The organism is Stutzerimonas stutzeri, assembly GCF_000935215.1.
Taxonomy (GTDB): domain Bacteria; phylum Pseudomonadota; class Gammaproteobacteria; order Pseudomonadales; family Pseudomonadaceae; genus Stutzerimonas.
Window position 1 is genome coordinate 20,306 of the sequence record NZ_JXXD01000243.1, and the last position, 10,444, is coordinate 30,749.

The 10,444-nt window shown below is 59.9% G+C and carries 16 protein-coding genes and 1 pseudogene; 13 read left to right on the forward strand and 4 right to left on the reverse strand.

Annotated elements, in window-relative coordinates; all coding sequences use genetic code 11:
- Position 1: 1 nt before the first annotated feature.
- Positions 2-469, reverse strand: a pseudogene (locus LO50_RS20985) (DUF4158 domain-containing protein); the annotation flags it as partial.
- Between the two features lie 197 nt (positions 470-666).
- On the opposite strand from LO50_RS20985, the gene LO50_RS20990 reads away from it, so the two are divergent.
- The 7 genes from LO50_RS20990 (at position 667) to LO50_RS21015 (ending at position 3,891) form a co-directional block, all read left to right on the forward strand.
- Positions 667-918 (forward strand): nucleotidyltransferase family protein, encoded by a 252-nt coding sequence (locus LO50_RS20990; RefSeq protein ID WP_007873020.1) that lies wholly within the window; start codon positions 667-669, stop codon positions 916-918.
- On the forward strand, positions 915-1,301 hold the full coding sequence (locus LO50_RS20995; RefSeq protein WP_003100872.1) for a HepT-like ribonuclease domain-containing protein: 387 nt from the start codon (positions 915-917) through the stop codon (positions 1,299-1,301). The genes LO50_RS20990 and LO50_RS20995 overlap by 4 nt, the downstream gene beginning before the upstream one ends.
- A 236-nt stretch (positions 1,302-1,537) precedes the next feature.
- Positions 1,538-1,894, forward strand: coding sequence for a cupin domain-containing protein (locus tag LO50_RS24355; RefSeq protein WP_003465043.1), 357 nt, complete (start codon positions 1,538-1,540; stop codon positions 1,892-1,894).
- A 254-nt stretch (positions 1,895-2,148) separates the two neighbouring features.
- The gene (locus LO50_RS21000) at positions 2,149-2,475 is read left to right on the forward strand and encodes a hypothetical protein (RefSeq protein WP_003100858.1); all 327 of its coding nucleotides are present in this window, start codon (positions 2,149-2,151) and stop codon (positions 2,473-2,475) included.
- A complete protein-coding gene (locus LO50_RS21005) occupies positions 2,472-2,972 on the forward strand; it encodes a hypothetical protein (RefSeq protein ID WP_003100856.1) in 501 nt (166 codons plus the stop codon). The genes LO50_RS21000 and LO50_RS21005 overlap by 4 nt, the downstream gene beginning before the upstream one ends.
- On the forward strand, positions 2,969-3,340 hold the full coding sequence (locus tag LO50_RS21010; RefSeq protein WP_003100853.1) for a hypothetical protein: 372 nt from the start codon (positions 2,969-2,971) through the stop codon (positions 3,338-3,340). The genes LO50_RS21005 and LO50_RS21010 overlap by 4 nt, the downstream gene beginning before the upstream one ends.
- Complete coding sequence (locus LO50_RS21015; protein WP_003100847.1) at positions 3,334-3,891, forward strand: recombinase family protein; 558 nt, start codon at positions 3,334-3,336, stop codon at positions 3,889-3,891. The genes LO50_RS21010 and LO50_RS21015 overlap by 7 nt, the downstream gene beginning before the upstream one ends.
- 243 nt (positions 3,892-4,134) lie before the next feature.
- Here LO50_RS21015 and LO50_RS21020 read toward each other — a convergent pair whose 3' ends face one another.
- Complete coding sequence (locus tag LO50_RS21020) at positions 4,135-4,509, reverse strand: hypothetical protein (RefSeq protein WP_040138028.1); 375 nt, start codon at positions 4,507-4,509, stop codon at positions 4,135-4,137.
- A 209-nt stretch (positions 4,510-4,718) separates the two neighbouring features.
- Between LO50_RS21020 and LO50_RS21025 the strand changes: the two genes are divergently transcribed.
- Together LO50_RS21025 and LO50_RS21030 are read left to right on the forward strand one after the other, a co-directional pair.
- A complete protein-coding gene (locus LO50_RS21025; protein ID WP_040138030.1) occupies positions 4,719-5,006 on the forward strand; it encodes a hypothetical protein in 288 nt (95 codons plus the stop codon).
- 31 nt (positions 5,007-5,037) lie between these two features.
- A complete protein-coding gene (locus LO50_RS21030; protein WP_044316243.1) occupies positions 5,038-6,285 on the forward strand; it encodes a DUF1173 family protein in 1,248 nt (415 codons plus the stop codon).
- A gap of 462 nt (positions 6,286-6,747) precedes the next feature.
- Here LO50_RS21030 and LO50_RS24820 read toward each other — a convergent pair whose 3' ends face one another.
- Both LO50_RS24820 and LO50_RS21040 read right to left on the reverse strand, forming a co-directional pair.
- Positions 6,748-7,098, reverse strand: a complete 351-nt coding sequence (locus LO50_RS24820; RefSeq protein WP_141239064.1) for a hypothetical protein — start codon at positions 7,096-7,098, stop codon at positions 6,748-6,750.
- 72 nt (positions 7,099-7,170) lie between these two features.
- On the reverse strand, positions 7,171-8,325 hold the full coding sequence (locus LO50_RS21040; RefSeq protein ID WP_044316244.1) for a phosphoadenosine phosphosulfate reductase domain-containing protein: 1,155 nt from the start codon (positions 8,323-8,325) through the stop codon (positions 7,171-7,173).
- A 257-nt stretch (positions 8,326-8,582) separates the two neighbouring features.
- On the opposite strand from LO50_RS21040, the gene LO50_RS21045 reads away from it, so the two are divergent.
- The 4 genes from LO50_RS21045 to LO50_RS25715 all read left to right on the forward strand — a co-directional run.
- Positions 8,583-9,287: a DUF551 domain-containing protein gene (locus LO50_RS21045; RefSeq protein ID WP_125869316.1), complete on the forward strand. Its 705-nt coding sequence runs from the start codon at positions 8,583-8,585 to the stop codon at positions 9,285-9,287.
- A complete protein-coding gene (locus tag LO50_RS21050) occupies positions 9,284-9,799 on the forward strand; it encodes a hypothetical protein (protein WP_019405861.1) in 516 nt (171 codons plus the stop codon). The genes LO50_RS21045 and LO50_RS21050 overlap by 4 nt, the downstream gene beginning before the upstream one ends.
- On the forward strand, positions 9,769-10,032 hold the full coding sequence (locus LO50_RS21055; RefSeq protein WP_125869317.1) for a hypothetical protein: 264 nt from the start codon (positions 9,769-9,771) through the stop codon (positions 10,030-10,032). Before LO50_RS21050 ends, LO50_RS21055 begins: the two co-directional genes overlap by 31 nt.
- An 84-nt stretch (positions 10,033-10,116) precedes the next feature.
- The coding region (locus tag LO50_RS25715) for an endonuclease (protein ID WP_231098816.1) at positions 10,117-10,444 on the forward strand (328 nt) is incomplete at its 3' end.

Sequence of the window (10,444 nt, forward strand, 5' to 3'; positions counted from 1 at the left end):
GTACGATTTTTTCCGTTTTCTCTATCGTCCCCATCAAGGCTCTGGCCAGCACGATGCCCTTGTCGGTTTGCATGGCCAGCTCGGTCAGCAACTGGACAGCCTGCCGGTAGTGGCCAATCGTGAACGGCTGGAAGCCGAACACCGTTTGCAGCTCGACCAGGTGCTCGCGTCGGGTCTGCTCACGCTGCCCGTACTCGTCCCAGCTTTCGATGCCGACCTTGAGCTGGTTGGCGACCAGTCTCAGCAATGGCGGGAACGGTGGCTCATCAGCGCCAAGGATGACGCCGGGAAAGCGCAGGTAGCAGAGCTGCACCGCGAAGCCCAGCCGATTGGCCGGGCCGCGCCGCTGCCGGATGATGGAGAGGTCGCTTTCGCTGAACGTGTAGTGACGGATCAACTCATCCTTGGTGTCCGGCAACGCCAGCAGGCTTTCGCGCTCGGCGGCGGAGAGGATCGAACGGCGGGGCATGCGGTTTCCTTCTTCTTGAAAACGTAGGTTTGTGACAAGCCCGCCAAGGCAACCGGCGCGGCACGGGAATCAAGGCATTGCGATTCTCGAAAATAGTTCTTGAAATTCTATTCTTGATTGCATATCATCTCAACGAGTTTCGATAAGAAAGGATGCCCATGCGACCGTCTGTTGTGCTTGACATGAAGCGAAGCGCAGTGCGTGAAGCGGTAGGCCGCTTTCGCGCCGCGAACCCGCGCGTCTTCGGCTCGGTGCTGCATGGCACCGACCGGGATGGCAGCGACCTCGACCTGTTGGTCGATGCGCTGCCCGGTGCCACGTTGTTGGACTTGGGCGATTTGGAAGAAGAACTGAAATCGCTGCTCGGCGTTGACGTCGATCTGCTGACTCCCGGCGACCTGCCGCCGAAGTTCCGGGCCAAGGTGCTCGCGGAGGCGCAACCGATATGAGCGAGAACCGCCTGCCCGATTACCTCGACCACATTCAGCAGGCCGCAACCGATGCGCGCAGCTTCGTGGAAGGGATGGCCAAGGACGACTTCTTGGCCGACAAGCGCACCCAGCAGGCCGTCATCATGAGCCTGATCGTCATCGGCGAGGCGGCCACAAAGGTGATGGATGGCTACGTCGAGTTCACCCAGGCGCATGCCGACGTGCCGTGGCGCAGCATGCGCAATATGCGTAATCGCATGGCTCACGGCTATTTCGACATCAACCTCGATGTGGTGTGGGAGACGGTACAGGAATGGCTGCCGGCGTTGCTCCAGCAATTGCCCGCCGTGCGTCAGGATGCCGACGATGAAGACCGTAACGACAAAGGCATGGAGCCATGACCAATCAAGCCGCCGATGTTCGGCCCCTCTGGCGTGTTCGATCCCGCGACCTATGAGCCGCGCTCGGGCAAGACCTTCTGGATGGCCGCAACGGACGTGAGTTCGCTGGTGGGCAAGGAGGCAGCAGCCGACACGCTCATCGGCAACTGCACGACCGCACGACCAGCCTCCCGTTCAAATTCGAGTTAGAACTCATATCCAGCCTGTCTGGGGGCACTGTGAAAGAGGGATCTCCGATGACTGTTGAATCGAGAATATTTTCTGTAGCCGAGTATGTTCAGCCGTCCGAAGGCGAGCCTATTCGTTCCGTTGTGCTTGAAACCCGAGACTCAATTATCGTGGTTTGGCATGTCCATCCCGGGCAGGAAATTGCGGCTCACATTCATCCTCACGGCCAAGACACGTGGACTGTTTTGTCGGGAATGGCTGATTACTTTCAGGGCAATGGGATTGTTCGTGCCCTCAGGGAAGGTGAGATAGCCGTGGCAAGACCGGGCCAAGTGCACGGGGCGCGAAATACAGGTACCGAGCCATTTGTGTTCGTCTCGGTTGTGGCATCAGCCAATGCCGGTTTCGTATTGGCTGAGCGATAGAGCCCAATCTCTGGAGTTGGTCCAATGAGCGGTCGGGGAGATAGGTAACAGACATGCAGCGGACACGGCTGCTAAACCAGGTCGCAAACCTCCTTGCGTCGCAGCGTGCCGCAAGCGACGCGATCAATCGAATGGGGTCGGCATGAGACTGAACACCATCCAGTTCCCGACCGCGTAGCCGCCTGTCCTGCCGATCAGGTCTTGACCATCGACGCCTGGGATCAGTCCTGAATGTTCTTGGAGACCACTACGTTATGAGCCGCAGCCGCCGCAAAACACCCATCGTCGGGCACACGACCTGCGGCAGCGAGCGCGAGGACAAGAAGCTCTGGCATCAGCGCTGGCGCACCCGTGAGCGCACGGCGCTGACCAGCGCGTCGCCCGAAGCCCTGAGCGCCCATCTGCCCCTGCTGGAAAACCAGGCCAGCAGCGTCTGGTCGATGGGCAAGGATGGCCGCTCCTACTGGCCCGTCAAGCGCCAGGCCGCCACGGCGGATCGCATCGCCAATCACAAGGGACGCAACCCGCAAGAACGCGCCTCCCTGAAAAAGCGCCTGCTGCGCAAGTGGATGAGCAAATGAAGCTCTCCTTCCATCAGCACATTGCGCTGTTCTGGATGATCGGTGCTCCGGGCGTCTTCGCGCCCGTGATCGAGAACGCCAAGCGGCCCGATGCCGGCGCCGTCATGGCGTGGGGTGTCGCGATCGTGGCGGTGATGATCCTCTTCACCCCTTTGCTGCTGCGCTGTCCACCATTCCGGCGCTGGTATGGCCGGACGGATGCGCTGTCGGAGCGGCAGCGCCAGGCGCTTGCCGAGCGCGGCCTGCGCCGCTACTACCAGACCGCTTTCGATGACGGCTACGTGCCCCGCGTGATGCCCTACGTGTGGCGCATCATCTGGACGGTCGGCGGGTTGATGGCTGTGACCGCCGTACTGCCTACCAACACCGGACGGCCAGCCTTCGATGCCTTGGTGGTCTTCTCGACCTGGTATCCGATAGGCGTGATGCTGCTGGTTTTCGCGTCGAGGCCCCTTGGCCGGTTGATTCGCCAAAGAGCACAGGAGCGGCGGAAATGAGCACGTCAACCATCGAGGCGCTGGCCAGCGCCTGGGCAAGGATTGCCGAGGAAGCGGAATTCCCCGCTGACTACGAGGGGACTGCCACACCACAAGCGCATCGGGCTAGCGAAGCTATTCAGGAGCAGATTCGGGAGCGCATCGTCGCCACCAACGACATGCGGCTGTTCAGCCTGCTGCACCTGCTGGGTCAGGCGTCGCTGCGCATGGAGCAAGCGCTGTGGCCGGAGGATTACGAGCGGATGACGCGCGAGGTTGAGGAAGCCCTGCGGCAAGCCACCGACGCCAACGCCAGATCGTACACCCACGAAGAAGTGATGCAGGCGATGCAGGAACGCATCGACCGGGCGCGAGACAAGCCATGTTGATTGGCTATGCGCGCGTCTCGACGCAGGATCAGAACCTGGAGCTGCAACGCGAAGCCTTGAGCAAGGCCGGATGTAAAAAGGTCTTCGAGGACAAGGTGAGTGGCACGCGGGCAGACCGGCCTGGCTTGGCCAAGACGCTCGAAATGCTGCGCGAAGGCGATACTTTGGTCGTCTGGAAGCTCGACCGGCTGGGCCGGTCGGTCAAGCAACTGGTCGATCTGGTCGGCGATCTGCACAAGCACGGTGTCCAGTTCAGGAGCCTCACCGACTCCATCGACACCGGCACACCATCCGGGCGGTTCTTCTTCCACGTCATGGCGAGCCTTGCCGAAATGGAGCGCGAGCTGACCGTCGAGCGCACCCGCGCCGGGCTGGAAGTCGCCAAGCAGCTCGGCCGCAAAGGCGGCCGCAAGCCGAAGATGACCGACAGCAAGATCGAGTCGGCCAAGAAGCTGCTGGCCAGCGGGGTGCCGCCCAAGGACGTGGCCAAGAACCTCGGCGTGTCCATTCCGACGCTGTACCGCTGGGTGCCAGCCTCCACGCACGCTTAGCGTGCTTTATTTTCCGTTTTCTGAGACGACCCCTATGTCATGGTGTGCGGATAGCGGCAACCTACGAGTCCCTGTCCTGCCAACACAGATTGCGCGTGCATTTTCTCCGGGACGCTGCAGCTGGTTTTGATAGCGATAAGCGAATGACTCATGGGGCGGTTCCTCGGATCGGGGAAGAAGATGACCCCATGTTGTCAGTGACTGCCGAAATCCCAAGAATCCTCGCTCCGCGCCACTGGCGAGCTAGAAGGCCCCGGTCCAAAGACTCTGGTATCGACCGGCGTCGTACTCGGCCATCAGGGCGTCGGCGGTGACCTCCGACACGAGCACATCGCCGCAGATGCCGCGAGTGTGGTCCAGAAAGCGCAGGCCGAAGAGAGGGCGGTCGGTTACCGAGCATACATCCTGAGCGATTATTTTCGCCTCGATCTTCTGCCCCTCAGGGGAATAAGGGCGTTTCGTATTGAACGCCAGAAGCCAGGCGTGAATCTCTTCGGATTGAAGAACGCGCGGGTCGCCGGATTCAGACCAATATTCCCCCATAGTTGCGTTCCAGCTGTATGCGATGCCGTTGAGCTGAAGCTGCTCAAGACCGGGGATGTGTGTCTGACGTGCCATGTGGTAGCTCCTTCGAGAGTAGAGGCCTGATAGTGGCCCGCGCTCAGGAGAACCCAACTACCGCACTACTCACTCGCATTACCGTGACGCCAGGTCGTGCCTAAACCGACAACAATCCTGCAGGATTAGAGGATTATTGCGCTGAGGTTTCCCAGAGAATAAGCGAAGCCGAATTCCGTTCGGCCCAACTAATTCACTGGAGGAAGCCCATGCAACGCATTCTCATCGTGGCGGCTGTCGCCACGGCTACTGCACTGCTCGCCGGCTGCAGCGAGGACAAGACCACCGGCTATGCCTGCCTCGGGGCGGATAATGATTCCCTGGTCGAGACCATCGAAGAACACTGCAAGGCCGGCGACGCCATTGCGACCAAGCATCCCGCCTACTTCTGCGACTTCAACTATGCCGTTACCTACAACGGCTTCAACTCGGCGCTTTGCATTTACACAGGCCAGCAGGCCACTGAGCGCGTCCAGGCGGAAAAACCGGGGAGTTAATCTCCCCCTCAGTTGAAATCCGAGGCTTGCAATGGTCGATCATATCTTCCCCGTCCTGATCGGGGACAAACGGTACTCAAAGGAATTTCAGACTGCCGAACGCTTCGCCGCGCATTGGCAGCGCGTGTTGGCTCAACACTACGGCCATTCACACGGTACCTGCTGTTGTCCTGGAAGGGGTGACCGAAAGCTGGCAATCAAGCCTCGGGCGGGCACCTACCACCTGGCACGATTCCCCCTGACCGGGTACGAACACGCCAACGAATGCAGGTTCTATGCGCCTGCCCCCGAGCATTCCGGGATGAAGGGTTACGACAAGGGCGTGGTGGAGGAGGGGGATGATGGACAGCTGCGGATCAGGCTTGCACGCGGCATCAGGATTCTCCCGGCCAGGGAAGCGGCTGATGACAGCGAGCCTGCTCCTTCCCGCCCCGGTGCTCGCAAACCTGCGATGACTCTGCTGGGCCTTCTGCATCTGCTATGGCAGGAATCACGGCTGAATACGTGGTACCCGGCGATGGCAGGCAAGCGCAACGCATTGGTAGTGGGCAGTGCCCTTCGCCGAGCAGCTGAACGCGTCGCAACGGACAGGCTGACCATCGCTGATGTTCTGCTGGTGCCTGCGCGCAAGGATGGAAAAGGCGCACTGGCCAACCAACGGGTAGCCGCACAAGCGCTGGAACGAAAAAGGCGCCTGGTTGTGGTCGCGCCGCTTGCTCGGTACGACGCCCAGAAACACGGTGATGGGCTTGAAAAATTGCCGCTGAGCTGGCCGTTTGGAATGCCGACCCTGTACCTGCAGAAAGGGCAGTGGGGCCGGGTGCACCAGAGTTTCCGGCAGGAATTATCCGCTTGGATGCGAGGCGATACCGTCATGGCTATCGCCCACGTCGAGATGAAAGCCGGTGCCAAGAGCGCCTATGGCAAGATCCTGGACATTGCCCTGATGCACCTCTCTGAGCAGTGGATTCCACTCGATTCTGGGTTCGAGGCCGTTATCGAGTCGAAGCTGCGCGCCGAAGGTCGGGCATTTGAGAAGCCAATGCGGTTTGACGCCGACGAGGATTGCGTCTTCCCCGATTTCTGGCTGCTCGATGTTGACACAAAATTCCCGATGGAGGTGTTTGGAATGGGCACGCCGGAGTACCTTCAGCGCAAGGCGGACAAGGTGAACCATTACAACAGCGAATACGGCCCGACTGCCTGGTGGAGCTGGAACGCGTACCGTGACCCCAGAGGTCTCCAGATCCCGGACTTTCCACTAGCGGACCGCCGATAAGGATGCTTGCGTCGCCGGGCCTGATGCGCGGTGAATATGCATGACGCAGTGGGTGGGTATGAACGTCTGACGGCAGCGGCATGTGTAAGCGCTGCTATCACGGCACTCACGAGGCGCCACTAGACCTGTGTGAATCCTCAACAGGAATGTCCCGGACATAGAAGGCAATGCCAGCGAAAATGGCTTGCAACACCGTCCAGATCACCAGTTGGGTGTCGGCGCTAAAGATATGAGGCATCTGCTCCCAATCCTCCCGCATCCAAAGCGTTACGCCCCCCCAGCAGTAGGAATGTGATCGTGCACTTCTGATGATTGCCGCTGTAGCGGTGAACACAGGCCGCGATCACCGATACGAAAAAGAAGGTCCAAGTAATCATCCGGGTATTGGCCGCTCGAACTGGAATGGGCTGGACGCTATGGCCGTAAACGGAGGCTACAGCATCCCTGATCCATCAGAAACACTCATCGGGCCAGCGCGTGTAGGGCAAACATTTCACCGCACTGCTGGCGATAGCTCTCAAGCGTCATCGCTGGATCATCCTGACCGAGATCGTAGCCGACATTCTCCTCATACCAGGCTGACAATTCGGCTCGGTCCATCACGGCAAAATCGGGCGCCGCATCCGCCGCCGAAAGCTCATCCGCGAACGCGGTTTCCGTGGTTCCGTTCGGCAAGCTGATCGTGAACATCGACCCGACCTCTTCACGGTCGTATTCAGCTGGACTCAGAGGACCAACTACCGTGGCCACCACCGGCCCCGGCCCATCTGAATCAGTGCTGCTCCAGATAACACGAGAGTTGGGCTTGAACATGCTGCGTACCTCTGCGCAATGGTTTGGACGCGTTCAGCATCACTTCATCCTGCAGAAACCCAAGTGCCCGCCTCAGAAGCCGAACGCCGCCTGCTGCCCCCAGCTGTTGGCCTGACTGGAGTCGAACGCCAGATGGACCGGCACAGCAGGGGTGGCGTCGATACGTGTCCGCAGCAGCTCATCGTAGCGCTCAAGGATCGCGGCCGGATCAAGGTAGCCCGCTTGAACCCCTACGAGTCCTGCAACCGTATGCCGAACCTCAGCAAGCCGCTTCGCCTCGTCCATCGTCGGCAGGCGAGTGGGCCAGCCCTTTTGGTACTCCAACCCGAGGGGGATTTTTTTCTCTGCAATCTCGCGCAGTTGTGCCGCCCGCTTTGCAGCTTGAAGCCGATCTGCAAGCTCGCTGCCCAGCAGGTGTGGAGCGACATCGCCCAGCCAGTTGTTAGACTGGAATGCGAATGTTGAGCTGGCCTCAAGCTCGACCATCGTGCGGTAGATGTCCTGGTTGTCGGTGCATGTGGTGGACGCTTTCAGATCTGCCGCTGAGGACATGATGCAAAAAGCGCAGGAAACACGCGTCATCCCGTACCGGGTATAGGCCTCATGAAGCTCCAGGCCTCGCCGCGCAATCGCAGCCTTCACCTCATCGATCTTCCACTCGATCACCGGATTCCAGGTGAAACCTTGGGCGCCGCGCTGAGCAAGGCGTGGATCTGCCTTGGCAACGTCCGCTTTGCGGCGACCCGCGCTTTCTTCCCGGCGAATTCCGGTGACGTTGAGAATTTCCTGGCCTTTGAAACGCTTCTTGAGATAGCTGGCAATCACAGCGCTCTTCAGCTCTGAAGTGCAGAAACGCATGCTTGGAGTGCTCCAGGGCAGAATCAGCTTTGCGCACGAGAGGTTTTTATAGCGCTCAACGTTGTTGTTCCAGCGAGTCTGCCAGCGCTCCATCATCCCTCCCGCTTTACGCTCTACAACCACCACCTCCCAGCCCAGTCGTTCGCCCAGCGCGTGGCACTTGGGCAGGCTCTGCCGCCACTCCACCGATCCAAGGTCTGCGTGGATCAGTAGGCGCGCCCCAGTGTGACCGATACGGTCCAGATATTCGCTTGTGGCGATTGCGCAGGCGTCTGAGTCTTTGCCACCACTTACGCCGATGGCAACGACAGCGTTACGAGCCAGCATGTTTTCGACTTCGGGGGTTGTGGCGACGGCTGGGGATGACATTCGGCAGCTCCTGTTGCTTTGTTCATCCAGCATCTCGCGATCTGAATGAATCCCAAGCGTGGCCGCCAGCGCCTACCGCGAGCCAAGCGCTCGTCATCCACATCCTGGATGGGTAGATGCCGGTGGCGCTCGCAGCCGTAACCGGAAGCGCGAATGAGGTGATCCCGGCGCTGACGAAGTACGGCGACCGACAGAGCACTTGGGTACCTTCGAGCAGGTGAGACGCTATGCGTACCTACAACTCAAGGGGCTGCAGCATGACCACACAAGGCACACAACAACCAACCGAGCTGCTGGGCGAAACCTGTCTTGACGGCGGGAAATGCCATCATCGTTGCGAGCAGCGCTGTTTCCGGCGTGAATGCTGCTCTCCGTTCTCGACGTACAGCGGGCCGTGGGCCTACGAACATCCAGGCACAAAGTGGGCCGAGGCTCCATCGTCTAAGGCGCGGCAGGACCAGGGTGAGTTCGAGATTGATGGCATTCAGGTGCGCCGCAACGAGGTCGGAGACTGGGAGTATCTGTGCGAGGGGCACGGCTTCGATCCAGATACTTGGAACGCGTGCATCGATATCTTTGGGCCATTCGGTGGCAGCGGGGTAGAGCGGCTGCTGAATGCCTACGCAGACCTTCTCGCTAAGCAAGCGCCAGAAGAGGTAATTGAGCCCATGGACACCCTGCCTGAGCAGAACCACGCATTCCATCGGGACGCAGGGGGATGGATCAACGTCGCTGATCGTCTGCCTGAGCGTGACGCTGGCACGGTCTGGTGCTACGGCACATACGAAGGTCAGCATGCAGTGTGTGGGTTTGAGGGGCTGTACCGCGACGGGAAATGGTTCTGCCTGAACAACGGCGATTATATCGACGGTGGATACGGCGCTGACTACCAGGCGAAGGTAGCGTTCTGGATGCCGCTTCCAGCAGAGCCGAACGAGGATACCAAGGGAGCCGACGCATGAATCCGCGCATCTTGAAGAAGCTAAGCAAGCGCGTGGCCGTCCACGCGAAAGCGCTCGGCTACAGCATCGATCTGGACGGGCCGTGCGCGGCCTACCACACCCCTAAGCGGGCGAGTCGGAAACCCTCCCACCGCTCACGGTACCGTCACCGGGAAGGCTCGTTGCGCTTGGGCGACATGCTGACACCCAAGCGCACGGCATTTTTCTGCTGGACCGACTACGGCCCAGACGGAGGGGAAGGAGATGGCGATATCGCCTGGTCGCACGCAGCTCGGATTGTTCGGGAAGAGCTACAATCCAATGCGTTGGACTGGTCGCATCCATGCGTAGAAGATGGCGCTTACCCTCCCTACGTTGACGGAAAGCCGCCGAAGCTTCCACGCAATACCTGGTCCATGCTTCGTGCCATCGAGCATAAAGTGCTTGTGGAGAAGGAGCGCCAAGCTCTCAAAATGCTTCGGTATCAGCGCATGAGAGACGAATGGCGACAGGCAGCAGCGAGGGAAAAATGATCTGCTTTGTTACTGATGTGAATGCTGGCGAGCCTGACATTCTGGTGACCATCGCCAACGGTCCCTTGGAGATCTGCGATCTGCGGGGAACGCGGATTCATGCTGAGCCGGCTCCTGCATCTGGCTGGACACATGAGGCGTTGCTTGCCATAGCCGGCTTACTGAAAGACCGCACCCAGGATGGTGCAGATGCTTTCATAGCCGGCGAATGGGTAGGAAGCACGGAAGTCTAAAACTGACAACAATCGTGTCAGATACCAGCCCAATTTCCGGGTTTCGATCTATAGCATGGCGTGAAACTACCCACGCCGTGCTCCATGAAAACCACTGCCCTCATTCTCGCTGCTTTTCCGGCTGCCATCTCACTGGTGTGCACTGCCGCACCGGCGACGTTCGACCAAGCGAAAGTTGAGCTACGCGAGCGCGTCTACTTCGACCGTAACCTTCAGGGTGACACCTACTGCGGCTGCACATGGCGCTGGGTTGGTCGCACGGGTGGACGCATCGACCCCCGGTCTTGCGGATATGAGGTTCGAGCGTTACCTGAGCGTGCGGCGCGGATCGAGTACGAGCACATAACGCCGGCCTGGTCGTTTGGTCACCAGCGCCAATGCTGGCAGAACGGCGGGCGGAAGAACTGCGTGG